The 24,152-nt window shown below is 64.7% G+C and carries 26 protein-coding genes; 10 read left to right on the top strand and 16 right to left on the bottom strand.

The window, feature by feature from the left end:
* Positions 1-131: 131 nt before the first annotated feature.
* Positions 132-1,910 (top strand): NAD(P)/FAD-dependent oxidoreductase, encoded by a 1,779-nt coding sequence (locus AB6724_RS07400; RefSeq protein ID WP_369337865.1) that lies wholly within the window; start codon positions 132-134, stop codon positions 1,908-1,910.
* A 57-nt stretch (positions 1,911-1,967) separates the two neighbouring features.
* On the opposite strand, the gene AB6724_RS07395 is transcribed toward AB6724_RS07400, so the two are convergent.
* Positions 1,968-3,311 (bottom strand): amidohydrolase, encoded by a 1,344-nt coding sequence (locus AB6724_RS07395; RefSeq protein ID WP_369337864.1) that lies wholly within the window; start codon positions 3,309-3,311, stop codon positions 1,968-1,970.
* A gap of 105 nt (positions 3,312-3,416) precedes the next feature.
* Here AB6724_RS07395 and AB6724_RS07390 point away from each other — a divergent pair, with 105 nt between their 5' ends.
* Together AB6724_RS07390 and AB6724_RS07385 are read left to right on the top strand one after the other, a co-directional pair.
* Positions 3,417-4,460 carry a GlxA family transcriptional regulator gene (locus AB6724_RS07390; RefSeq protein ID WP_369337863.1) on the top strand — a complete coding sequence of 348 codons (1,044 nt, stop codon included), beginning with the start codon at positions 3,417-3,419 and terminating at the stop codon, positions 4,458-4,460.
* Between the two features lie 129 nt (positions 4,461-4,589).
* Positions 4,590-5,150, top strand: coding sequence for a hypothetical protein (locus AB6724_RS07385; protein WP_369337862.1), 561 nt, complete (start codon positions 4,590-4,592; stop codon positions 5,148-5,150).
* Here the strand turns inward: AB6724_RS07385 and AB6724_RS07380 are convergent.
* The 7 genes from AB6724_RS07380 to AB6724_RS07350 form a co-directional block, all read right to left on the bottom strand.
* Positions 5,131-5,940, bottom strand: coding sequence for an oxepin-CoA hydrolase, alternative type (locus AB6724_RS07380; protein ID WP_369337861.1), 810 nt, complete (start codon positions 5,938-5,940; stop codon positions 5,131-5,133). The genes AB6724_RS07385 and AB6724_RS07380 overlap by 20 nt on opposite strands.
* Positions 5,941-6,031: 91 nt before the next feature.
* Positions 6,032-6,388 (bottom strand): hypothetical protein, encoded by a 357-nt coding sequence (locus AB6724_RS07375; RefSeq protein WP_369337860.1) that lies wholly within the window; start codon positions 6,386-6,388, stop codon positions 6,032-6,034.
* Positions 6,389-6,499: 111 nt separating this feature from the next.
* Positions 6,500-7,372: a protease HtpX gene (htpX, locus tag AB6724_RS07370; protein WP_369337859.1), complete on the bottom strand. Its 873-nt coding sequence runs from the start codon at positions 7,370-7,372 to the stop codon at positions 6,500-6,502.
* Between the two features lie 73 nt (positions 7,373-7,445).
* On the bottom strand, positions 7,446-8,276 hold the full coding sequence (locus AB6724_RS07365; RefSeq protein WP_369337858.1) for a DUF3025 domain-containing protein: 831 nt from the start codon (positions 8,274-8,276) through the stop codon (positions 7,446-7,448).
* Between the two features lie 11 nt (positions 8,277-8,287).
* Positions 8,288-9,115: an NYN domain-containing protein gene (locus AB6724_RS07360; protein WP_369337857.1), complete on the bottom strand. Its 828-nt coding sequence runs from the start codon at positions 9,113-9,115 to the stop codon at positions 8,288-8,290.
* A gap of 73 nt (positions 9,116-9,188) precedes the next feature.
* On the bottom strand, positions 9,189-10,220 hold the full coding sequence (gene pyrC / locus AB6724_RS07355; RefSeq protein ID WP_369337856.1) for a dihydroorotase: 1,032 nt from the start codon (positions 10,218-10,220) through the stop codon (positions 9,189-9,191).
* Entirely contained in the window at positions 10,217-10,369 is a 153-nt protein-coding gene (locus AB6724_RS07350) for a hypothetical protein (RefSeq protein WP_369337855.1), read from the bottom strand. The genes pyrC and AB6724_RS07350 overlap by 4 nt, the downstream gene beginning before the upstream one ends.
* On the opposite strand from AB6724_RS07350, the gene ocd reads away from it, so the two are divergent.
* Together ocd and rocF are read left to right on the top strand one after the other, a co-directional pair.
* Entirely contained in the window at positions 10,368-11,474 is a 1,107-nt protein-coding gene (gene ocd / locus AB6724_RS07345) for an ornithine cyclodeaminase (protein ID WP_369337854.1), read from the top strand. The two genes, AB6724_RS07350 and ocd, sit on opposite strands and share 2 nt — an antisense overlap.
* Positions 11,471-12,445 carry an arginase gene (rocF, locus tag AB6724_RS07340; protein WP_369337853.1) on the top strand — a complete coding sequence of 325 codons (975 nt, stop codon included), beginning with the start codon at positions 11,471-11,473 and terminating at the stop codon, positions 12,443-12,445. Before ocd ends, rocF begins: the two co-directional genes overlap by 4 nt.
* A gap of 175 nt (positions 12,446-12,620) precedes the next feature.
* On the opposite strand, the gene AB6724_RS07335 is transcribed toward rocF, so the two are convergent.
* The 5 genes from AB6724_RS07335 to AB6724_RS07315 form a co-directional block, all read right to left on the bottom strand.
* The gene (locus AB6724_RS07335) at positions 12,621-13,358 is read right to left on the bottom strand and encodes an amino acid ABC transporter ATP-binding protein (RefSeq protein WP_369337852.1); all 738 of its coding nucleotides are present in this window, start codon (positions 13,356-13,358) and stop codon (positions 12,621-12,623) included.
* 24 nt (positions 13,359-13,382) lie between these two features.
* Positions 13,383-14,054, bottom strand: a complete 672-nt coding sequence (locus AB6724_RS07330; protein ID WP_369337851.1) for an amino acid ABC transporter permease — start codon at positions 14,052-14,054, stop codon at positions 13,383-13,385.
* A gap of 1 nt (position 14,055) precedes the next feature.
* Positions 14,056-14,808, bottom strand: coding sequence for an amino acid ABC transporter permease (locus tag AB6724_RS07325; protein ID WP_369337850.1), 753 nt, complete (start codon positions 14,806-14,808; stop codon positions 14,056-14,058).
* Positions 14,809-14,920: 112 nt separating this feature from the next.
* On the bottom strand, positions 14,921-15,820 hold the full coding sequence (locus tag AB6724_RS07320; protein WP_369337849.1) for a transporter substrate-binding domain-containing protein: 900 nt from the start codon (positions 15,818-15,820) through the stop codon (positions 14,921-14,923).
* 425 nt (positions 15,821-16,245) lie between these two features.
* A complete protein-coding gene (locus tag AB6724_RS07315) occupies positions 16,246-17,196 on the bottom strand; it encodes a LysR substrate-binding domain-containing protein (protein ID WP_369337848.1) in 951 nt (316 codons plus the stop codon).
* A gap of 298 nt (positions 17,197-17,494) precedes the next feature.
* Between AB6724_RS07315 and AB6724_RS07310 the strand changes: the two genes are divergently transcribed.
* From AB6724_RS07310 to AB6724_RS07300, 3 genes are read left to right on the top strand one after another with little or no spacing between them, the layout of a single operon-like run.
* Positions 17,495-18,058 carry a TRAP transporter small permease gene (locus tag AB6724_RS07310; protein ID WP_369337847.1) on the top strand — a complete coding sequence of 188 codons (564 nt, stop codon included), beginning with the start codon at positions 17,495-17,497 and terminating at the stop codon, positions 18,056-18,058.
* Positions 18,055-19,353, top strand: coding sequence for a TRAP transporter large permease (locus AB6724_RS07305; RefSeq protein ID WP_369337846.1), 1,299 nt, complete (start codon positions 18,055-18,057; stop codon positions 19,351-19,353). The genes AB6724_RS07310 and AB6724_RS07305 overlap by 4 nt, the downstream gene beginning before the upstream one ends.
* Positions 19,354-19,399: 46 nt before the next feature.
* Complete coding sequence (locus AB6724_RS07300) at positions 19,400-20,437, top strand: DctP family TRAP transporter solute-binding subunit (protein ID WP_369337845.1); 1,038 nt, start codon at positions 19,400-19,402, stop codon at positions 20,435-20,437.
* A 54-nt stretch (positions 20,438-20,491) separates the two neighbouring features.
* On the opposite strand, the gene AB6724_RS07295 is transcribed toward AB6724_RS07300, so the two are convergent.
* Positions 20,492-21,079 carry a TetR/AcrR family transcriptional regulator gene (locus AB6724_RS07295; RefSeq protein WP_369337844.1) on the bottom strand — a complete coding sequence of 196 codons (588 nt, stop codon included), beginning with the start codon at positions 21,077-21,079 and terminating at the stop codon, positions 20,492-20,494.
* 178 nt (positions 21,080-21,257) lie between these two features.
* Here AB6724_RS07295 and AB6724_RS07290 point away from each other — a divergent pair, with 178 nt between their 5' ends.
* Both AB6724_RS07290 and AB6724_RS07285 read left to right on the top strand, forming a co-directional pair.
* On the top strand, positions 21,258-21,674 hold the full coding sequence (locus tag AB6724_RS07290; RefSeq protein WP_369337843.1) for an LIC_13387 family protein: 417 nt from the start codon (positions 21,258-21,260) through the stop codon (positions 21,672-21,674).
* Between the two features lie 30 nt (positions 21,675-21,704).
* A complete protein-coding gene (locus AB6724_RS07285) occupies positions 21,705-22,097 on the top strand; it encodes a hypothetical protein (protein ID WP_369337842.1) in 393 nt (130 codons plus the stop codon).
* 13 nt (positions 22,098-22,110) lie between these two features.
* Here the strand turns inward: AB6724_RS07285 and AB6724_RS07280 are convergent, their stop codons facing one another.
* Together AB6724_RS07280 and AB6724_RS07275 are read right to left on the bottom strand one after the other, a co-directional pair.
* A complete protein-coding gene (locus AB6724_RS07280; protein WP_369337841.1) occupies positions 22,111-23,052 on the bottom strand; it encodes a 2-hydroxyacid dehydrogenase in 942 nt (313 codons plus the stop codon).
* Positions 23,053-23,165: 113 nt separating this feature from the next.
* Positions 23,166-24,134, bottom strand: a complete 969-nt coding sequence (locus AB6724_RS07275) for a PDR/VanB family oxidoreductase (RefSeq protein ID WP_369337840.1) — start codon at positions 24,132-24,134, stop codon at positions 23,166-23,168.
* Positions 24,135-24,152 lie beyond the last annotated feature (18 nt).

Raw genomic sequence — 24,152 nt, 5'->3', positions numbered from 1 at the left:
GCGCCGTCAGCTATCAAACCAGGAGTTCCAGCCATGGTTTTCCGAGTCTTTGCCAAGGCCACAGCGGCCGCGGCCGCCGCTGGCACGGGCTTTGCCGTACCATCCTAGCCCCTGCTTGATAGGTACAAGCCATGATCCGGATCGCTGAACTCAAACTCCCGCTCGCGGCGGTGCAATACCACCCCGAGAACCACACCGAATACCACCCCACCGACAGGCTCGTGCAGCTGGCGGCCGAACGCCTGGGCATTGCTGCCCAGGCCATCGCCGGCCTGCAGGTGCACAAGCGCAGCTTCGATGCGCGCAAGTCCGAGCTGCTGGCCGTCTACATCGTCGACATCACGCTGGCCGACGCCGGCCAGGAGGCCACGCTGCTCGCTCGGTTTGCCGAGCATGCCCATGTCAATCCCACGCCCGATATGAGCTGGAAGCCCGTGGGGCTGGCGCCCGCGCAGCTCGAGCAGCGACCCGTGGTCGTGGGCTTTGGCCCCTGCGGCATTTTTGCGGCGCTGGTGCTGGCACAAATGGGCTTCAAACCCATTGTGCTGGAGCGCGGCAAGCCGGTGCGCGAGCGCACCAAGGACACCTGGGGCCTGTGGCGCAAGCGCGAGCTGACGCCCGAATCCAATGTGCAGTTTGGCGAAGGCGGCGCCGGCACCTTCTCCGACGGCAAGCTCTACAGCCAGATCAAGGACCCGCGCCATCTGGGCCGCAAGGTGATGAGCGAGTTCGTGGCCCATGGCGCGCCCGCCGAGATTCTGTTTGCCGCCCACCCGCACATCGGCACCTTCAAGCTGGTGAAGGTCGTCGAGGGCATACGTGCGGAAATCATTCGCCTGGGCGGCGAGATCCGCTTCGAGCAGCGCGTGAGCGATGTGCTGATCGAGGACGAGAGCCGCCAGCTCGTGGGCCTGCAGGTGCTGAACCAGGCCACGGGCGAGAGCTATACCCTGGCCACGCGCCATGCGGTCATGGCGCTGGGCCACAGCTCCCGCGACACTTTTGCGATGTTCTACGAACGCGGCGTGGCCATGGAGGCCAAGCCTTTTGCCGTGGGCTTCCGCATCGAGCACCCGCAAAGCGTGATCGACCGGGCGCGCTGGGGCAAGGATGCGGGCCATCCGCTGCTGGGCGCCGCGGATTACAAGCTGGTGCACCATGCGAAGAACGGCCGCGCCGTCTACAGCTTCTGCATGTGCCCTGGCGGCACCGTGGTGGCCGCGACCAGCGAACCCGAGCGCGTCGTCACCAACGGCATGAGCCAGTATTCGCGCGCCGAGCGCAATGCCAATGCCGGCATGGTCTGCGCCATCAGCCCCGAGGACTACCCGCAGGATCCAGCCAGCTTTGCCTGGGCCTTTGGCGGCAAGACCTACGGCGTCGAAAAGCTCGCACCGGGAGAGCGTCACCCGCTCTCCGGCATCGTGTTTCAGCGCCAGCTGGAGTCCCGGGCCTATGTGCTGGGCGGCAGCAACTACAGCGCGCCGGGACAGCTGGTCGGCGACTTTGTGGCCGGCAAGCCGTCCACGGAATTCGGCGCGGTCCAGCCCTCGTACAAGCCCGGCATCAGCTTGGGCGACCTGCATCAGGCCCTGCCCGGCTATGCGATCGAAGCCATGCGCGAGGCCCTGCCGGCCTTTGGCAAGAAGATCCGCGGCTACGACATGCAGGACGCACTGCTGACGGGTGTGGAAACCCGCACCTCCTCGCCCGTGAAGATAGGCCGCGGCGCAGACTTCCAGAGCGAGAACACGCGCGGCCTCTACCCGGCCGGCGAAGGCGCAAGCTACGCGGGCGGCATTCTGTCGGCCGGCGTGGACGGCATCAAGGTCGGCGAGGCCGTGGCCTGCGCCATCCTGGGCCTGGAGATCCCGTCCTCGGGCGTGCGCGGCTCGGGCGGCGCAGCCTGACGCGGCCACGCCCAGGCCTGATCGACGGCATGGCCTCAAAGCCATGCCGTTTTCACATCAGCGCGGATTGCGCTGCAGATAATCGAGCGCCAATGCGGCCAGCGAGCGCGCGCCCACGGGCAGCTGTTTTTCGTCGATGTCGAACAGCGCCGAATGGTTGGAAGCTGCCGTCATGTAATCCTTGCCCTCGGGCGTAGCGCCCAGGAAGTAGAAGAAGCCCGGCACCTGCTTCTGGAATTCCGAGAAGTCCTCGGATCCGCTGACCTTGGGAATCAGCATCACCTTGCCGCCCATGGCCAGCTTGAGCGCCGGCAGCGAAGCTTCGGTCAGCTCCGCGGGGTTGGTGGTGACCGGATAGCTGACCGGGCCGAAGCGCACCTTGGCCTTGGCGCCGCTGGCCGCGGCAATGTGCTCGGCCGTGGCGGCAATGCGCTTGTGGGCGTCCTCGCGCATGCCTTCGTCGAAGGTGCGCAGCGTGCCCAGCATCTCCACGCTGTCGGGAATGATGTTATAGCGCGTGCCGCCGTTGATGGCGCCTATGGTCAGCACCGCGGGTTCCTTGCTGATGTCGAGCTGGCGGCTGATGACGGTCTGCAGTCCGGCGACAACCTGGGTCGCTGCCACCACCGGGTCCACGGCATTCCAGGGCGAGGAGCCATGGCCGCCGCGGCCCTCGACCTGGATGGTCACGTTGTCGGCTCCGGCCATCAGCGGTCCGACACGGTAGCCCACCACGCCCGGTGGCAGATTGGCCGTGATGTGCAGACCGTAGATGGCCTGCACGTCCTTGAGCGCGCCGGCCTCCACCATGGCCTTGGCGCCAAAGCTGGGCACATGGCCGCTGGCGTCGGCCTCGATGGGAGCGCCTTCCTCCTCGGGCTGGAAAATGAACTTCACGCTGCCCGGCAGCTTGGCCTTCATGGCGGCCAACGCCTCGGCCGCGCCCATGAGCATGGCCACGTGGGCATCATGGCCGCAGGCATGCATGACCGGCACTTCCTTGCCCATGTACTGGGCCTTGGCCTTGGAGGCAAACGGCAGGCCGGTTTTTTCGGCCACGGGCAAGGCATCCATGTCGGCGCGCAGCGCCACCACGGGCCCGGGCAGCCCGCCGCGCAGCGTGCCCACCACGCCCTGGCCGCCCACGCCCGTCTGTACCTCCATGCCCAGGCGCCGCAGATGCTCGGCCACCAGCCCGGCCGTGCGCTTTTCCTGGCCCGAGAGTTCGGGGTGCGCATGGATGTCGCGACGCCACTCGACCATCTTGGGTGCCAGCGGCGCGATGGCGGCGTCCAGCGCCGAAAGTCCCTGGGCATCGAGCCCCTGGGCGGTGGCGGCAAAAGCCAGGCCGCAGCTCATTGCGGAAGCGGCAAGGGCGAGCGGGCGAAGGCGCAGCTGCATATTGGTCTCCGTTTTGTCGTGGTTGAAGCACCATGCTAAAAGCGAAGCCCAGCCTTCTTGCGAGGCAGAATCGCCAATCGCCACGCCGAAATCGCCACACCCGCCATGTCCGCCAACTTCGTCATCGAGCTACCCCGTCTCACCGAAAGCGCCATCGGCCATGCTCTGCATCTGGTGGAGATGCTGCGCAGCGCCAATCTGCTGGCCGGCCTGCGGCATGGCCGCCATGGGCCGCGCTTCGGCTGGCGCTGGGTGGATGGGCAAGGCCGCGACATGGGCAAGCACATGCCCCATGGAGCCGAGGGCGCCGCCGTCGCCGGGCCGGTGCGCGCGCTGTTCCTGAGCTCGCTGCAATGCCCAGACATTCCCGCCATCCGCGAGATCGTGGCCGCCAACAAGCCTCTGGTGCAGCGCACCGCGGCCGCCTTCGACCAGGGCCTGCAGGTCTGCACGCTGGGCAGCGCTGCCTGGTTTGCGGCCGGCAGCGGCCGCTGCCAGGGCCTGAGCGTGGCCCTGCCCTGGTTCTACATGGGCGGCTTCAGCCTGGACTTTTCCGAGATCGCACTCGCCCCGGGCCGGCCGCTGGTCCATGACGGCCACTGGCTCAGTGCCTCCCACCTCGAAGCGCTGCTGCCCATGGCACTGGCTCTCACGCGCATGGCCTTGGGCGACGATCTGGCCGCTGCTCTAGGGGCCGTGCTGCAGCCCGATCCGTTGCGCGAGCGTGCGGCCCAGGCAGCCTCGCGGGACCTGCAGCTGCCGGCCACCCGGGCCAGCACACTGGCCCATGCCATTGCCTGGCTCGAAGCCCATACGGAGCAGCCCTATGACCTGCGGGTGCTGGCCGATGCGGCCTCGGTCAGCCCGCGCACGCTGCTGCGGCATTTCCAGCAGGAACTCGGCCACAGCCCGCTGGACCATCTGCACGGCCTGCGCTGCGCGCGGGCCCGCGTGCTGCTGGAGATCACGCTGGAGAGCATTCCTTCCATCGCCCTGGCCTGCGGCTATGCCGACCCTGCGGCCTTCAGACGCATCTTCGTACGCCATACGGGCATGACGCCCAGCGACTACCGCGAGCGCCACAGGTTGCGCTCACCGCGGCGGCGCTGGCGCGTGGATGCTGGCGAACATGGCGCCAGAAAAGCCTGACCGCCGGCCTGCAGAGCCAAGCTTGATGAGCGACAGTTGTAAATGTCAGGAAATGTCTAATACATCTGCGAACGTCGCACTCACCCAACAACGCCCACGGCGCCGGCACGATCCTGCACAATTCCGTCCATGCTTTTCCCTCGCTCCATCACGCTCTCGCAGGTGGCCGCAGGCCTTGTCCTTTGTACCTGCGCCCATGCCCAGACCTCTGCCGCTGCAGCCACGCCCGATGACGACACGTCTCGCTCGGCGCTGTCCGGCTGGACTTTTGGCTACTCGCCCTATACCTTGCATTACTCGGACGCCAAGAAAGAAAACTCTTGGGAACCCGATTCGCAAAAGCATTCCTATGTGTGGCTGATCCAGGCGGAAAAAACACTCGACGAACGTCACATCGCCGGGTTTGCGTATTTCAGCAACTCCTTCGGCCAGCCCAGCCAATATGCTTATTACGGCTGGCAGTTCAAGCCGTTCGACAGCATTCCCGATCTGTACTTCAAGCTGACCGCGGGCGTGATCCACGGCTACAAGTACCCGTACAACAAGAAGATTCCGTTGAACAACACGCATGGCTGGGGCATCACGGCCATTCCCGCCATCGGCTACAACTTCAACAAGAACTGGGGTGGCCAGCTCAATGTGCTGGGCAATTCCGGCCTGATGTTCCAGCTTAACTACACGGTGCGATAGCGCATCGCAACCCGGCAAAATCGGGCTGGCGCTTTTCCAGGAAAGCGCCGATCCCTTCACGGGATTCCTCGCCGCCCTGAGCCTCCACCATATAGTCGGCCTCCAGGTCCAGTTGCTGCTGCAATGACTGGTGCTGCGCCGCATGGCACAGAGTCTTGATGCGGGCCACGGCCTGCGCCGGGCCTGTGGACAGCTGCCTGGCCAACTCCAGAGCCGCGGGCAGAGCCCCGCCGGACTCGGTCAGACGATTGACGCAGCCCAGCTGGTGCATGCGCTCGCCGCTCACGCGCTCGCCGGTGAGGCATAGCTCGGTCAGTACCTGGCGCGAGACAAACTCGGATAGAAAAGCCGTGGCACCGCCGTCCGGGGTCAGGCCGACCTTCACATAGGCCACGGAAAACACCGCGTTCCTGGCTGCAACCAGCATGTCGCAGGCCATGGCCAGGGACAGTCCGGCCCCCGCGGCCGCGCCCTCTACGGCCGCAATCACCGGCTTGGGGCAGTCGCGGATGGCGCGAATGAAGCGGTTCAAATCCTCCAGGCGCTCGCGCCGCTGCGCGGCGGGCATTTCACGGCGTGTGGCCAGCTGGCGCAGATCGCCGCCGGCACAGAAGTGCCCGCCCTCCCCCGTAAGAATGACGGCCGCCAGCGAGGGGTCGGCCGCGGCGGCGCGCAAGCCGTCCATGACCGCATGGTAGTACTCGGGCGATAGCGCGTTGCGCGCCGCCTGATTGTTGTTGGAAAGAATGAGAACCGCGCCATCACGGCGGCTGACGAGTGCAGGATTCACGGCACACCTCCTGCAGACAATGTAGCGCCCCGCCCAGGCCACGCCTAGCGGGGCGGCCCGAAGCCGGCCGCCCTTGCTATCAGGTACGCGCTCAGCGCCGCGGTCCCCAATGGCCGCCGTAGCCCTGCCAGCCACGCGGGCCACGCGACCAGCCGCCCGCATGCCAGCCATAGTCGGCACGCGGCGGCATGGCCCAGCGGCCCGGATGCCAGTTGTAACGCCCACCGCCCCAGCCCCAGGATCCGCCGATCCAGACATAGGCCGGCGACGGGGCTACGGGGATGACCTCGGCCTGCAGTGGAGGCGGCGCCATGGGCGCATAGACCACATCGCCGCCATAGGCAGGATAGGCCGGGGCGACCACGCAACCCGTCAGCGCCGCACAGGCAGCGGCCAGCGCGGCAGCGGGCAGCCAACGCGGACCCAAAACAGTTTTAAAGGTTTTCATGGCAACTCCTGAATCACTCGCCTATACAACGCAAAAGCCCCTGCCGGTTGTTGACAGGGGCTTGTGAAGCAGGGGTAAAGACGGACCGCGGCCGCTTACAAGTCAGCGTTCTCAGCGGGCGTTCTGCAGCGCTGCAATGCGCTCTTCGATGGGCGGATGGGTGGAAAACAGCTTGCCGATGCCACCGGCGATGCCCATGGCCGCCACGCTCTTGGGCAGCTCGCCCGGATGCATGCCACCCAGGCGGGCCAGCGCATTCACCATGGGCTGGCGATTGCCCATGAGCTGGGCCGCGCCCGCATCGGCACGGAATTCGCGCTGGCGCGAGAACCAGGCCACGATCATGGAAGCCACAAAGCCCAGCAGGATGTCCAGCACCAGGGTGGTGATCATGTAGCCGATGCCGGGGCCGGAGTTCTGCTCGTCGTTGCGGCGCAGAAAGGAATCCACCGCATAGCCGATGACGCGCGAAAGAAAGACCACAAAGGTGTTCATCACCCCCTGGATCAGCGTCATGGTCACCATGTCGCCGTTGGCCACGTGGGCGATCTCGTGGCCGATCACGGCCTCGACCTCTTCACGCGTCATGCCTTCAAGCAGGCCGGTGGACACGGCGACCAGGGCCGAGTTCTTGAACGCTCCCGTGGCAAAGGCATTGGGCTCGCCCTCGTAGATGCCGACCTCGGGCATGCCTATGCCGGCCTTTTCGGCAAAACCGCGCACGGTGTTGACGATCCAGGCCTCGTCGGCATTACGCGGCTCGTTGATCACCTGAACGCCCGAAGTCCATTTGGCCATGGGCTTGGAAATCAGCAGCGAAATAATGGCGCCGCCGAAGCCCATGACGAAGGCAAAGCCCAGCAGGGCGCCAAAATTGAGGCCGTTGGCCGTCAGATAGCGGTTGACGCCCAGAAGACTGGCCACAACACCCAACACCGCCACGACGGCGATATTGGTCAACAGAAATAAAGCGATACGTTTCATCGAGGGTGTACTCCACACTGAGATCAAAATTGCCGAAACCCTTGATGCACCGCCCTTGCTGGGCCAATGCCGATCACGCCAGGCCTTGTGCTGGCAGTACCTGTTGTTGTGCTGTTTGTGGGGTACTTGGGGCTCGGAAAACTAACGAGTCATCATAGAAGGAAAAGTTCTGGTTCTCCTGCCACCAGCCCGGGATTCCTAATATGGGTATTGGTAGATAGGGCTTGTCGGCAAGATTGCAAGCCCCCGAGTCGAGCTGCGCGCGCAGCCAGCAATCCACCTCGGCAAGGCTGGAGAGGCCGCCCCACTTTTCCACAGGCACGCATATCGCATGGGCCGTGATGGCCTTGCGCGGCCGCACCAGCTTTTCCAGCAAAGCATGGCCCATGGGCCAGAAGCGCGCCCGCTGCCACAGCTCGCGCCGCTGCACAAACAGCTCCTGCCAGCGTCGCTGCTGCAGTGCGTCACACAGGGCCTGGGGCGCCAGCAACAAGCCGCCGTTTTCATCGAGCACGGTGACCGCATCCCTCAGGCGGCCACGCTGGGCGCCCACGCCCTGGCGCTCGATTTCAGCGGCCTGCAACGCATTGAGACCCTGCTTGAGCCGCGGCCAGTGCAGCCAGATCAGACCGTTGAAAAAATCGTGCAGATTGTCGCGCGTGGGAATGCAGCGCTCGGCACCGATAAAGGATTCATAGGCCTGGCCCGCGGGCAGGAGCTGCTGGTCTACAAATTGCCAGCCTTCGAGCAGGCCATGGAGGCGAGCCGTTTTTTGCAAGGCCTGGGCCACGCTCGCTCCCTCCTGCACCAGCGCCTGCACCCGTCGCCCCAGTTCATGCATATCCGCCAGCCATGGAGCCTGCCAGTCGATACGCCAATCCTCGGTCACCATTCCCGAGCCCATGCCTTGATCCATCAGTTGCCGGAGCGGCCCTTGAGCAGGCGCTTGTCGCGCACCGCCACGCGGGGCGTACCTTCGTCGCGCAGCTCGAAGGCCTGGGTGGCCGCCAGCAGCTTGGTCAGGCTTGCGTAGCCGTAATTGCGCGCATCGAAAGAGGTCTTGTTGCCGATCTGCGTGCCGACCGCGCCGACACGCGCCCAGCCTTCCTCGTCCTGCACGGCGTTGACCGCGGAACGCAGCAGATTCATCAGCCAGGTATCCTGGCGCAGCTGCTGCGTGGGCACGCGCAAACCTGCGCCGTCATCGGACTTGGCCGCGGCTTCCGCAGGCTCGGCCTTGTGGTCGCGAGCCTCGGCCTCGGGCTTGGCAGGCTTTTGCTCCGGCGCCGGCTCCAGCGCGACCTCCTCGCCCAGGGCTTCCAGATACAGGAAACGCGAACAGGCGTTGACAAAAGGCCTGGGCGTCTGCGCCGCGCCAAAACCGTAGACGGCCGCTCCCTTGGAGCGCAGATGCATGACCAGCGGCGTGAAATCGGCATCCGACGAAACAATGCCGAAAGCCTCGGGCTTCTCGGTATAGAGCAGCTCCATCGCATCCACGGTCATCGCCATGTCGGTGGCGTTCTTGTGCTTGGAATAGTCGAACTGCTGCATGGGCCGCAGCGCATATTCGAGCAGCTTGTTCTGCCAGCCCATCAGGCCGTGCTTGGTCCAGTTGCCATAGGCGCGGCGGATATTGATCACGCCGAAGGTGGAGAGCTCGGTGAGTATTTCGTCGATCTTCTCGGCCGGAGCATTGTCGGCATCGATCAGCAAGGCGATACGGGGCTGCAACTCAGCCATGAACCCTCCTCTTCGCAACAGTGCCTGGATTGGCCCACGCAGTCATATGACAGCATGGGCCGCTGGTTTCAGCTTACACCAGCTTCCAGGGCAGGACATCGCCGGCGCGCAGCGGCTTAAGCTGGGCTTCGCCAAACGCAAAGCTGCTGGGCGGCGTCCAGTCCTCGCGGCGCAGCGTGATTTTTCCGGTATTGCGCGGCAGACTGTAGAAATCAGGGCCGTTGAAGCTGGCAAAGGCTTCGAGCTTGTCCAGCGCGCCGGCCTTGTCGAACACCTCGGCATACATCTCTATGGCCGCATGGGCGCTGTAGCAGCCCGCACAGCCGGTCGCGGCTTCCTTGAGATGGGCCGCATGCGGCGCGCTGTCCGTGCCCAGGAAGAACTTGTTGGAGCCGCTGGTGGCCGCCTGCACCAGGGCCAGACGGTGGGTTTCGCGCTTGAGCACAGGCAGGCAGTAGAAATGCGGGCGGATGCCGCCCGTGAAGATGGCGTTGCGGTTGAACAGCAGATGCTGGGGCGTGATGGTCGCGCCCACGAAACGGTCGGCCTCGTTCACATATTGCACGGCTTCCCGGGTCGTGATGTGCTCGAACACGATCTTGAGCTCGGGGAAATCGCGGCGCAGCGGAATCAGGCGCTGCTCGATGAATGCCGCCTCGCGGTCGAAAAGGTCGATCTCGCTGCTGGTCACCTCGCCATGCACCAGCAGCAGCAGGCCTTCGCGCTGCATGGCTTCCAGTGTGGGGTAGATCTTGCGCAGATCGGTCACGCCGAAGTCACTGTTGGTGGTGGCACCGGCCGGATAGAGCTTGCAGGCCACGATGCCGGCCGCCTTGGCGCGCGCGATCTCCTCGGGCGGCAGATTGTCGGTCAGATACAGTGTCATCAGCGGCTCGAAGCTCAGGCCCTCGGGCACGGCCGCCAGGATGCGCTGCTTGTACTCCATGGCCTGCTCGGTGGAGGTCACGGGCGGCTTGAGATTGGGCATGATGATGGCGCGAGCAAACTGCGCGGCCGTGTGCGGCACCACGGAGCGCATGGCTTCGCCATCGCGCACATGCAGGTGCCAGTCGTCGGGGCGGGTGATAGTCAGAGTCTGGGTCATGCCGACATTGTCACATCATGGACATCGACCTTGACCACGATCGGAAACACCCGGGCCGGATCGCGCTCAAAACCATAGCTGCCAGCGCTTGCCACTGCTGTCCACAAGAGGTAAAAGTCTGAATCATCTAGCCAAGGAGGAATCACCATGGCTGTTCCTCAAAGCCAGTCTTCGGCCCGGGTGCAGACCGACTTCCTGAGCGCCAGCGACGCGGCGCGCCTCGTCGCCCAGGTGGGCATCGTGGAGGTGCTGCGCCTCATGACGGAGGCCGTCGAGGCCGATTACGGGCGCTGGCAGGATTTCGACAAGTCGGCGCGCACGGCCGCGCACTCGGCCAGCGGCGTGATCGAACTCATGCCGGTGGCCGACGCGCATGACTATGCGTTCAAGTATGTCAACGGCCACCCTGCCAATCCCCGCCTGGGTCTGCCCACGGTGATGGCTTTCGGCGCGCTGGCCGAGGTGGCCACCGGCATGCCGCGCTTCGTCAGCGAGCTGACGCTGACCACGGCACTGCGCACCGCCGCGACCTCGGCCATGGCTGCGCGCCGGCTGGCGCGCGCGGGCAGCCGCAGCATGGCGCTGATCGGCAACGGCTCGCAGAGCGAATTCCAGGCGCTGGCCTTCATGGCCTTGCTCGGGGTGAACGAGTTGCGCCTCTTCGACATCGACCCCGCCGCAGCGCAAAAGCTCGTGCGCAATCTGCAGCCCTGGCTCCCGCAGTTCGGCGCCACCGCGACCGTCGCCGCCAGCGTGCAGCAGGCCGTGCAGGGCGCGGATATCGTGACCACGGCCACGGCCGACAAGACCCGCGCCACCGTCCTGCCCGAGCACCTGGCCGAGCCCGGCATGCACATCAATGCCGTGGGCGGCGACTGCCCGGGCAAGACCGAGCTCGAGGCCGGCCTGCTGCGGCGCGCCCAGGTCTTCGTCGAATACGAGCCGCAGACCCGCATCGAGGGCGAGCTGCAGCAAATGCCCGCCGACTTCGCCGTCACCGAGCTCTGGCGCGTGCTCCAGGGCCTGGCGCCGGGCCGCAGCTCGCCGCAGCAGATCACCCTGTTCGACTCGGTGGGCTTTGCGCTCGAAGACTACTCGGCCCTGCGCACCATGCACGCGCTGGCGCGCCGCACGGGGCTGCTGTCGCAGATCGAGCTCGTACCCACGCTGAGCGATCCCAAGGACCTGTTCGCCATGGTGCGAAGCGCGCAAACCGGCCAGGTCCTGGGACTTCATCAACGCAAAACCGCATGACCATGGAACACGCCAGCCATACCGTTGCCGCAACCGGCCAGATCCAGGCCACGCTGATAGGCCTGCCTACCGATGTGGGCGCTTCGCGCCTGGGCGCGGCCATGGGGCCCGACGCACTGCGCGTGGCCCAGCTGGCCCCGGCGCTGCAACGCCTGGGCGTGGCGGTGCAGGATCTCGGCAATCTGGCCGGACCGCCCAATCCGCGCGGCGAACGCGATGCCCAGGGCATGCGCAATCTGGCCGAGTGCCTGGCCTGGAACCGGATCGCGCACGACACGGTCTTGCAGCTGCTGCAGCAAAAACGGCTGCCCATCCTGCTGGGCGGCGACCACACCCTGGCCACGGGCTCGATCAGCGCCGTGGCCAGGCACTGCCGCGCTACGGGCAAGCGCCTGCGCGTGCTGTGGCTGGATGCGCATTCGGACTGCAACACGCCCGAGAGCTCGCCCACCGGCAATCTGCACGGCATGCCCGTCTCCAGCCTCTGCGGGCGCGGGCCGAAATCGCTGGCCGCGCTGTCGGGCGCCGTGCCCGCTCTGCCTGCATCGGCCTTCTGCCAGATTGGGCTGCGCAGCGTGGACGGGAGCGAGAAAAGCATGATCCGCGAACTCGGTCTGGAGGTCTACGACATGCGTGCCATCGACGAGCTGGGCATGCGCGAAGTCATGCGCCGCGCGCTGGCGGGCGTGAACGGGCCACAGAACAGCGACGTGCATCTGCATCTGAGCTTCGACGTGGATTTTCTCGACCCCGACATCGCGCCCGGCACCGGCACTCCGGTACGCGGCGGCCCCAACTACCGCGAGGCCCAGCTGTGCATGGAGATGATCGCCGACACGGGCCGCCTGGCCTCGCTCGATATCGTGGAGCTCAACCCCGCCCTCGATCTGCGCAACCAGACCGCCGAGCTGGTGGTGGATCTGGTGCAAAGCCTGTTTGGCCAAAGTACTTTGATGAGGGACGCCCCCTGAGGCGCTTCGCGCCTTCCCCCTCTCTGTACACGCTATGGGAGGAGGACGACAGCATCGCTACGGGCGGCGCGGCCGGCGCAGGCCCTTGCTTTCTGTCCCTGGCTTCAGGTTGCGCCGGTTTTCGGGCACAAAAAAGGCGCTCTTGCGAGCGCCTTTGTCTTGGTGATCTACTGCTTCAATGCTGCAGGATCTTGTTGAGGAAGTCCTTGGTACGCGGCTGGCGGTTCTCGGGGTGGCCGAAGAACTCGTCCTTGGAGCAGTCTTCGAGGATCTTGCCGCCCACGTCCATAAAGATCACGCGGCTGGCCACCTTGCGCGCAAAGCCCATTTCGTGGGTCACGCACATCATGGTCATGCCTTCGTTGGCCAGGCCCACCATCACGTCCAGCACCTCGCCGACCATCTCGGGGTCCAGCGCCGAAGTTGGCTCGTCGAACAGCATGACGATGGGGTCCATGGACAGCGCACGCGCAATGGCCACGCGCTGCTGCTGGCCGCCCGAGAGCTGGCCCGGAAACTTGTCCTTGTGGGCGGTCAGGCCCACGCGGTCCAGCATCTTGAGGCCGCGCTTCTTGGCGTCGTCCGCATTGCGGCCCAGCACCTTCATCTGGGCGATGGTCAGGTTCTCCGTCACCGACAGGTGGGGGAACAGCTCGAAGTGCTGGAACACCATGCCCACGCGGCTGCGCAGCTTGGGCAGATTGGTCTTGGGATCGTGCACGGCCGTGCCGTCCACAAAGATCTCGCCCTTCTGGAAGGGCTCCAGCGCATTGATGGTCTTGATCAGCGTGGACTTGCCCGAGCCCGAAGGCCCGCACACCACCACCACCTCGCCCTTCTGGATATTGGTGGAGCAATCGGTCAGCACCTGGAAGCTGCCGTACCACTTGGAAACGTTCTTGAGTTCAATCATTGCAATTCCTCGGAGGGAGCAGGCTTAACGGATGATGGCGATCTTCTTGTGCAGGCGCTTGACGCACCAGGACAGCGCGTAGCAGATGACAAAGTAGGTCACGGCCGCAGCCAGATAGGACTCGATGGGACGGCCGAAGTTCTTGCCGGCAATCTCGAAGCCCTTGAGCATGTCGTAGGCACCGATGGCATAGACCAGCGAGGTGTCCTGGAACAGGATGATGGTCTGCGTCAGCAGCACGGGCAGCATGTTGCGGAAGGCCTGGGGCAGGACCACCAGCTTCATGTTCTGGGCATAGGTCATGCCCAGAGCCTGGCCCGCAAAGACCTGGCCGCGCGGAATGGACTGGATGCCCGCACGCATGATCTCGGAGAAGTAGGCCGCTTCAAACGCCACAAAGGTGATGATGGCCGAGGTTTCCGCGCCGATGGGCCGACCGATGAGCATGGGCATCAGCAGGAAGAACCACAGGATCACCATCACCAGCGGAATGGAGCGCATGCCGTTGACATAGATGGTGGCCGGCAGGTCCAGCCACTTCTTGCCCGACAGACGCATCAGCGCCAGCAAGGTGCCGAAGAAGATGCCGCCCAGCGTGGCGATCACGGTCAGCGACACGCTGAAGTACAGACCTTTCAGCACGAAGTCACGGAACAGGTCCCCCGAGAAAAACGACCAGTCGAGGTTGAGATTCATATCAGTGGCCTCCACCGCTGGCAGCGATCAGGCCGGGCACGCGAGAGCGCTTCTCGATGAAAGCCATGATGCGGTTGATGATGAAAGCGGAAATCACATACAGCGCCGTCACCGCCATGTAGATCTCCACGCCGCGCGAAGTCTCCTCCTGCGCCTGCATGGCAAACATGGTCAGTTCAGCCACGGACACGGCAAACGCCACGGACGAGTTCTTGAACACGTTCATGGCCTCGCTGGTCAGCGGCGGAATGATGATGCGGAACGCCATGGGCAGCAGCACATAGCGATAGGTCTGGAAGGTGGTGAAACCCACGGCCATGCCCGCATAGCGCTGGCCGCGCGGCAAGGCCTGGATGCCGGAGCGCACCTGCTCGGCAATACGTGCCGAGGTGAAAAAGCCAATGGCAAACACCACCAGCACAAAGCCCGGCAGGGACTTCATCGCCGGAAAGATGGAGGGAACCACGTGGTACCAGATGAAAACCTGTACCAGCAGCGGAATATTGCGAAACAGTTCGACCCAGGCATTGCCCAGGCGCACGATCCAGGGACGATCGGGCAAGGTACGCAAGGTACCGATCGCCGCTCCCAGCACCAGGGCGATGACCAGCGACAGCAGCGCAACCGAAACGGTCCAGCCCCAGGCCGACAGCATCCAGTCCATGTAGGTGATGTCACCGTTCTTGCCGAAACAGCTCTGCCCGACCTCCTGGGTTATGGTGTCCTGACAGAACACCTGCCAATCCCAACTCATACGAGCACCTCTTGAATTCTTGGTTTATGAGGACCGGCGCCGGCCGGACCTCGCAACAAAAAAGCCCCTTCCAACCGCGTGTCAGAAGGGGCGGTACACCTATAGGGCGGGATTACTTGACTTCGTAAGCTTCCATGGGCTTGTCGTTGGGGTGTGCCCAGGCTTCCTTGGTGGCTTCGGACAGCGGCAGACCGATCTTCACATTGTTGGGAGGAATCGGCTGCAGGAACCACTTGTCGTACAGCTTGGTCAGGGAACCATCCTTGATCTGGCGCACGATGGAGTCATCCACGGCCTTCTTGAAGGCGGGGTCGTCCTTGCGCAGCATGCAGGCGATGGGTTCCACCGACAGCACTTCGCCGACGATCTTGTAGTCGCTGGGGGCCTTGGACTTGGAGATATTGGCCGCCAGGATGGAGCCGTCCATGATGAAGGCGTCGGCACGGCCGGTTTCCAGCATCAGGAAGCTGTCGGCGTGATCCTTGCCCATGACTTCCTTGAAGGTCAGGCCGTCGGCGCGCTTGTTCTTGCGCAGGGTCTGCACGGAAGTTGTGCCCGTGGTGGTCACAATGGTCTTGCCGTTCAGGTCCTTGATGCTCTGAATGCCAGAGTTGGCACGGGTGGCGATGCGCACTTCTTCCACATAGGTGGTGAAGGCGAAGGCAGCATCCTTTTGACGGGCCGTGTTGTTGGTGGTGGAGCCGCACTCGATGTCCACCGTGCCGTTCTGCACCAGGGGAATACGGTTTTGCGAGGTCACGGGCTGGTACTTGATCTCCAGCTTGGACAGACCCAGCTGCTTCTGGATGTCGTGCAGGATGCGCTCGCCCATTTCGGTATGGAAGCCCACATACTTGCCATTGCCCAGCGTATAGCCCAGGCCGGAAGACTCGCGCACACCCAGGGTGACGCTGCCGGAGGACTTGATCTTGGCCAGGGTGTCATTGGCCTGTGCAAACACGCTGCCTGCTGCCAGTGCGGTCACGGCAATGGCCAACAAATGCTTCTTCATACGGATCTCCTATTGGTAAGGCCCAAAAACGCTTGTCATCGACGCACTGCCCTTTGTGAGGGTAGACAAGCCGCGTCAACAAATGTACTGCACCCCATTGTGCAGTCATGAAGATGGCTGCAACGCAAACATTTCTAGGACTTTTCCCTAGAAAGTAGGAGCATGCGAACACCCACTCTCCGGCTTATTCCTGCATTGCAATACAGCACCTCGTTTTGTGCAAGCTGCGAACTCTAATGCTTTCGCTACATGGCAAGCCAATGCCGATAGCAAAAGGCCTTATGCGCAACTTGCATATTTGGTATTAACCCCATGCATAACCTCAGGGTTTTTACCTAGAAAATGCTTGAAACCACCTCATAGCGTTCACACAAGCAAAAAAAGGGCTAGATGGCCCTTTTGAAGAAAAAACAACAGTCCCTAGGCTATACGGCCTTGGCCTCGCCGCTGGCGGATTCGCCCTGCTCCTTGAGGAAGTTCCACAGCGCGGCGGCCACGCCCTGGGGCGCATCCCCGGTGGGCTTTTCGCGGTAGGCGCGCACTTCCATATCCATCTGAAAGCCGTTCATGCCGTCGGGCACGGCGCGCACCAGGCGGCCGGACTCCAGCTCGCCGCGCACCGCGCTATAGGGCAGGAAGGCCACGCCATGGCCTTCCAGGGCCATGGCCTTGAGGCCCTCGGCCATATCGGTTTCATAGACCCGCTCCAGGTGCACGGCTTCGGCCGACTCCTTGAGGATCAGCTCCGTCACCCGGCCCAGATAGGCGCCGGCCGCATAGCCCAGATACGGCAGGGGCTGACCCTGGCGGCCCGGCAGGGCGAAGATGGGCTGGCCTTCGGCATCGGGCTTGGAATACGGCGCCAGCACCTCATGCCCCAGGCTCACCATTTCATAGCGGGCCGGGTCCAGCTGGAAAGGCTGGGACGAGTGATAGTAGGCAATCAACAGATCGCAACCGCCTTCCACCAGGCGCATCACCGCATCATGCACATTGAGCGCGAACAAACGACTGCGGAACGGGCCGAACTTCTCGTGCACGGCCGAGACCCAGTTGGGGAAGAAGGTGAAGGCCAGGGTGTGGGGCACGGCAAAGCCCACCATGCCCTTGCCCGCGCTGACATGGGCCCGCAACATGGTGCGCGTGCTCTGCAGTGACTGCAGTATCTCCAGTGCCTGCTCGTACATGGTCTTGCCCGCGGGCGTCAGACGCGTGGGATAGGAGCTGCGGTCGACCAGGTCGGTGCCGGCCCAGGCCTCCAGCGCCTGGATGCGGCGCGAGAACGCGGGTTGCGTGACATGGCGCAGTTGGGCCGAGCGGCTGAAACTGCGGGTTTCAGCCAGGCTGACGAAATCTTCAAGCCATTTGGTTTCCATAGGCTCCCATTATCCGCTGCCCTGCACCATGACTGTGCAACAGCTCCAAGCATGCCCCGCGGCGGCCTTGGCCGGGCCTAGGGAAATGCCTGCTGCCCAAGCTGGGCCCTGAGACATAGATACCTTGGTAATATTTGCTCACATCCATCCGATGTGCTTACCCGCTCCACGCCATCCCGGTGCACAACGCCGCGAAGGTCGAGGGACTACATAAGGGCATTCTCCTCGAGTGCGCGCAGATCACGTCATTCGTGCGGCCTGCCCTGATCCATATGTGTTTTTCTGACTTCCCGCGTTCATGTCCTCCACTCCTCCCGAGACCGATGGTGCGGCCGACTCCGGCACGCTCCCCGGCGAACCTCGCTCGCTGCGCCTTGAAGACTGGCTCACCGTGATCATCATGGCCGCACTGGCCCTGATCACCTTTGCCAATGTGCTGGTGCGCTATTTCACCGACTCCTCCTTCGCCTGGACCGAGGAAATTTCCGTCTTTCTGATGATTGCGCTGGCCCTGGTGGCCGGCTCGGCCGCCGTGGCCCGCGACCAGCACATCCGCATCGAATTCTTTTCCGATAGCGGCTCGGCCTCGCGCCGCAAGGCGCTGGCGCGCTTCGGCTCGCTGATGGTGGCGCTGCTGTTTGCGCTGATAGCCGTGCTCAGCATGCGCGTGGTCTGGGACGATTTCCGCTTCGAGGAAACCTCGCCCGGCATCGGCATACCCCAGTGGTGGTATTCGGTCTGGCTGCCCATCGTGTCGGCGCTGATCACCGCCCGCGCCATCGGCCTGTTCATCCGCCAGGGCAAACCCGGCGCCTTCCCCGACCAGCCCGTGGAAAAAGACCACAGCAAGGAGATCGCATGATCGCCACCCTGCTGTTTGTCGCCTTCCTGGGCCTGATGTTCGTGGGCGTGCCCATAGGTGCGGCCCTGGGCCTGGCCGGCGCCGCCGCCATTGCCTTGGCCAATGCCGATGCCCAGTGGTTCGGCCTGCTGGCCGTGCCGCAGAACTTCTATGCGGGACTGGGTAAGTACCCGCTGCTGGCCATCCCCATGTTCGTGCTGGTCGGCTCCATCTTCGACCGCTCGGGTGTGGCGCTGCGCCTGGTGAACTTTGCCGTCGCCATCGTCGGCCGCGGCCCCGGCATGCTGCCCCTGGTGGCGATTGCCGTGGCCATGTTCCTGGGCGGCATCTCGGGCTCGGGGCCGGCCAATGCGGCCGCCGTGGGCGGGGTGATGATCGCGGCCATGAGCCGCGCCGGCTACCCCAAGAGCTTCTCGGCCAGCGTGGTCGGCGCAGCCGCAGCCACCGACATCCTGATCCCTCCCTCGGTCGCGTTCATCATCTACTCGGTGCTGGTGCCCGGTGCCTCGGTGCCCGCGCTTTTTGCTGCGGGCATGATTCCCGGCGTGCTGGCCGGCGTGGCGCTCATCATTCCCGCCGTGTGGATGGCGCGCAAGCACAAGATGGGGGCGCTCGAAGCCTCCATGCCCCGCCCGCCGTTCTGGAAGAGCTTCAAGGAAGCGGCCTGGGGCCTGGCCGCCCCCGTGCTGATCCTGGGCGGCATGCGCATGGGCTGGTTCACACCCACCGAAGCCGCCGTGGTGGCCGTGTTCTACGGCCTGTTCGTGGGCATGGTGATTCACCGCACCATCGGCGTGCGCGACCTGTTCACCATTTTGCGCGAGGCCGGCGAACTGTCTGCCGTGATCCTGCTCGTGGTCTCGCTGGCTGGCATCTTCGCCTTCTCGCTGTCCACGCTGGGCGTGATCGACCCGGTGGCCAATGCCATCGTCAATTCCGGTCTCGGCGAATACGGCGTGCTGGGCCTGCTGATTCTGCTGCTGATCACCGTGGGCATGTTCCTCGACGGTATCTCGATCTTCCTGATCTTTGTGCCGCTGCTGCTGCCCATCATGAACCACTACCACTGGGATCCCGTGTGGTTCGGCGTGATCCTCACGCTCAAGGTCGCTTTAGGCCAGTTCACGCCGCCGCTGGCCGTGAACCTGATGGTCAGCTGCCGCATCGCCGGCGTGCGCATGGAGTCCACCGTGCGCTGGGTCGGCTGGATGCTGCTGGCCATGTTCATCGTCATGCTGCTGGTGATTGCCTTCCCCCAACTGGCGCTATGGCTCCCGGCAAAGCTGGGCTACTGACGTCTGTCATTTCACCGTTTCGAATTCATCCAAGGAGACACCAAAAATGAAACTGCGTACCTTTCTGACCTCCGCCGTGGCGGCCGCTGCAGCCCTCGCCTTTGCCTCCCCCATGGCCATGGCCGACACCAAGTACAAGAGCGAATATCGCATGTCCCTGGTGCTGGGCACGGCCTTCCCCTGGGGCAAGGGCGGCGAGCTGTGGGCCGACAAGGTGCGCGAGCGCACCCAGGGCCGCATCAACATCAAGCTCTATCCCGGCACCTCGCTGGTGCAGGGCGACCAGACGCGCGAGTTTTCCGCGCTGCGCCAGGGCGTGATCGACATGGCCGTGGGCTCGACCATCAACTGGTCGCCCCAGATCAAGTCGCTGAACCTGTTCTCCATGCCCTTCCTGTTCCCCAACTTTAAGGCCGTGGATGCCGTGACCCAGGGCGAAGTGGGCCAGGAAATCTTCAAGACCCTGGAAAAAGGCGGCGTCGTGCCTCTGGCCTGGGGCGAGAACGGCTACCGCGAAATCTCCAACTCCAAGCATGCGATCAAGACACCTGCCGACCTCAAGGGCATGAAGGTGCGCGTCGTGGGCTCGCCGCTGTTCCTGGACACCTTCACGGCCCTGGGCGCCAACCCCACGCAGATGAGCTGGGCCGATGCCCAGCCCGCCATGGCCAGCGGCGCCGTGGATGGCCAGGAGAACCCCGTCTCGGTCTATATGGCGGCCAAGCTGCAGTCCGTGGGTCAGAAGCACATGACCATGTGGGGCTATATGAACGATCCGCTGATCTTCGTGGTCAACAAGGACATCTGGAATAGCTGGAGCAAGGCCGATCAGGACATCGTGCGCCAGGCCGCGCTGGATGCCGCCAAGGAAGAAATCGCCATCGCGCGCAAGGGTCTGGTGGAGGCCGACAAGCCCCTGCTCAAGGAGCTGGCCGGCCTGGGCGTGACCGTGACCACGCCCAATGCCGCCGAGCGCGAAGCCTTCGTCAAAGCCACCCGCCCCGTCTATGAAAAGTGGAAGAGCCAGGTCGGCGCCTCCCTGGTGGACAAGGCCGAGAAAGCCATCACCGCCAGCCAGAAGTAAGCCGGGCCGGCGCTCATCGCAAATCCCCGCCGGAGTTCTCCGCGCGGGGATTTTTTATTCGGCCGCAGACTCCAGCAACATGCGCCCCCCCATCTCGCACAGCAGTTCCTCGAGCACGCCCGAGGCGATCAGCGGCGAGCCCTCCAGCGCAGCAAAGCGCACCGTGCCAAGCACGGCGCGCGTGGCGACATAGAGGCGCGCATAGGACAGCGACGGACCACCCCAGCGCTGCAAATGGGCGGCCATGCGCTCGGCGGTCTCGCGCATGGACAGCGCAATGCGCTCGTCCTCGTCCTGGCGCCAGGCAAAGCGCGCGAGCTTGCGCTGCGCCGGCGTGCAGCCCGCAAAGCCGGTGACTATGCGCGCGACTACGCCCCTGGCCACCTGCGCAGCCGGCAGCAGCTCGCGCGAGGCCTGGTCCAGCCAGGCTTCGATGGCGGCGATGGCTTCGCGCCGCTGTCCATCCACCAGCGCATGGCAGACCGCCCGCTTATCCGGAAAATACTGGTAGAGCGTGCCTATGGAAACCCCGGCGCGCTCGGCGATATAGTTGGTCGTGAGCGCGGCCTCTCCCTCCTTGACCAGAATCTGAGCCGCAGCCTGCAAGATGGCGGCCACCGTGCGCTGTGAACGCGCCTGCACAGGCCGTCTTCTATTCGCAGGCACGAGGGTTTTCGGTGAAGCGGAAGGCATATGGCAAAACCTGAGCTCAAGACGAGTTTTAGCCCACGAGTTTAACGACTACAGTGCCTTCACCGCCTTGTTCCGACAGCACCATGCCAAACCTATCGCCGCACACCGGACCACGCGAGGCCCGCATATGAACTGGCCCGCCACACTGATCGCGCTCGCCGGCCTGCTGATGACTGCGTTGGGTGCCGTCCACCTGCTCTATACGCTGCGCGGCCAGCGCCTGGACCCCATCGATCCCGCACTCATCGCGGCCATGCGCCGCACACCCATGCACATCACGCGCGAGACCGATATGTGGCGCGCCTGGCTGGGCTTCAATGCCAGCCACAGCCTCGGTGCGATCGGCTTCGGCACCATACTTGCCGGGCTGGCCGTCAGCGATGCCCGGCTGTTTGCCGGCCATCCTCTGCTGACCATCTGGGCGCTGGCCATGGTGACCGGCTATCTGTGGATAGCGCGCGCCTGCTGGTTCTCGGTGCCAAGGCGCGGACTGCAGACCGCGCTGTGCCTGCTGGCCGCCGGTCTGCTGGCACTGCTGCGCTAAGCCATGCAGGAGCTCGCCCGCCTCTCTTCAATGGCCGCCGCATTGCTGGATGCGGCAGCCGCTGTCGCCCACTTGGCCTGCATCTTCTGGGGCGCACACGGGCTGCGCCTGCTGGGTGCTGGCGAGCGCATCGCAGGGCTGGTCGAGGCCGGCCACTGGTATCCGCCGCTGATCTCGGCAGCCATTGGCTCCCTGCTTTCGCTGCTGACCGCATACGCCCTATCGGGTGCCGGCCTGCTAGGCCCTCTGCCCGGACTGCGTCCGGTGCTGGCGCTGGCCGGCACCGTCTTTCTTGCCAGAGCCGCGGCCGTGCCCTGGCTCAGGCCCTTGTTCCAAGGCAACAGCATCAGGTTCTGGAGAGTTTCGTCGACCATCTGCCTGGCCCTGGGCCTGCTGCACCTGGCAGCGGCTCTGGGGCGCTGAGCCGGCTGCGGAGCTAGATCGGCGAGACCAGCGGCTTGCCGTCCAGATGGTTGCGCATATTGGCGATAAAGCGATCCACCGAGTTCTGCACGGCCTCTGGCGACCAGCCGCCCACATGGGGGGTGAGCACCACGGAGTCGAGCGCTATCAGTTCCTGGGGCGGCAAAGGCTCGCTTTCGTAGACATCCAGGCCGGCACCGGCCAGCCGACCCGCACGCAAGGCCTCGGCCAGGGCTTGGGTGTCGATCACGGAGCCGCGCGCGATATTCACCACCACGCCCTGCTCGCCCAGTGCCGCCAGCACCGACGCGTCTATCAGATGGCGGGTGGAAGCGCCGCCGGGCGTGGCCACCAGCAGCACATCGGCCCAGGTCGCCAGTGCCAGCAGTTCGTCGAAATAGCGATAGTCCACGCCCTCGCGCGGCTTGCGGTTGTGATAGCCGATCTCCATGTCGAATGCGGCCGCGCGCTTGGCGATCTTGGCGCCTATCGTGCCCAGGCCGAGTATGCCCAGGCGCTTGCCCGAGACATTGGGCGGCAGCGGCAGAGCCGAGCGCCACACGCCAGCACGCGTGGCCTTGTCCAGCTTCACAATGCCGCGCACGGCGGCGATCAGCAGGCCCATGGCGTGATCGGCCACGCATTCGTCGTTGGTGCCCACGCCGTTGCCCACGGCAATGCCATGGGCCTTGCCGTAGGCCACGTCGATGTTCTCGTAACCGGCGCCCATGGCGCAGACCAGCGCCAGCTCAGGCATGCGCTGCATCTGCGCGGCCGACAGACCCGTGGCACCTATCGTGCAGATGCTGCGCACACGCGCACCGTGCACGGCAATCGCGGCCTCGGCCTGCTCGGCATCGGGCGCATAGATCAGCTCGAAATCGGGAAAGCTCTGCGCCATCTGATGCAGATGGGCTTCGGTCTGGAAATTCAGGACAAGTAGAACAGGCTTCATGACTGGCGGGGCGCGCCGCCCGATGGCGGCAGGTTTCATCTCGGAACGGCTATTGTGAGCGCATGCCGCCAGCCCTGTCGTCCCATGGGACAAGGGCCGGCAACGATCCGCAGTCAGAGATCCAGTACCAGCCGCCCCGAGAGCGCGCGCGAGCAGCAGGGCATGAACTGGTCGCCAGCGGCCTGCTCCTCCTCGGTCAGGTACATGTCTCTGTGGTCGGGCGCGCCCGCCAGCACCCGCGTCAAACAGGTGCCGCAGACGCCCTGCTCGCACGAGGTCTGCACGCATACGCCTATGGACTCCAGCGCCTGCACCACGGTCTGCTCGGGCGCCACGCGCACCACCTGGCCGGTGCTGGCCACCTCGACCTCGAAGCCCGCGTCGTCGGCGCGGCGCTCCACCTCGCCCGCAAAGAACTCGTAGTGCAGCTGTTCCTGAGGCCAGCCCGCGCCCTTGGCCGTGGCCAGCACCGCATCCATGAAGCCTTTGGGACCACAGACATACAGATGCGTTTCCGGGCTGACCTGGGCCAGCAGCGCGACCAGGTCCAGCTGCGGCTTGCCGCCGGCATCGTCCACATGCAGGCGCGCCCGCCCAGCCCAGGTGGCGGACTCGATGGCGGCGGCAAAAGCCATGCGCTCGCGCGCCCGGGCGCTGTAGTGCAGCTCGAAATCCGCGCCCTCGCGCGCCAGCTGGCGCGCCATGGCCAGAATCGGCGTGATCCCTATGCCCCCGGCCAGCAGCAGGTGCTTCTGCGCCTGGGAATGCAAAGCGAAATGGTTGCGCGGCGCGCTGATCGTGATCTGCTGACCGGCCTGCAGCTGCTCGTGCACGGCGGCCGAGCCGCCGCGCGAGGCGGGTTCGCGCAGCACAGCGATCACATAGCGGTCGGACTCGGCGCAGTCATTGCTCAGCGAATACTGGCGCACCAGGCCGCCAGGCAGGTGCACATCGATATGCGCGCCCGCGCCGAAGGCGGGCAGGCTTTGCCCGTCCAGCGGCAGCAGCTCCAGGCTGCAGATGTCCTGGGCCTCGGCTTGCTTGCGCGCAATGCGCACCTCGAGGGTGGTGTCTTGACTCATGGGGATGCTTTCTCTTCC

Origin of the sequence: Comamonas guangdongensis, from assembly GCF_041079535.1 — a bacterium.
Classification (GTDB): domain Bacteria; phylum Pseudomonadota; class Gammaproteobacteria; order Burkholderiales; family Burkholderiaceae_C; genus Comamonas; species Comamonas guangdongensis.
Note: the sequence above shows the minus strand (reverse complement) of the source record. Positions and strands in the feature narration are given on the sequence as shown.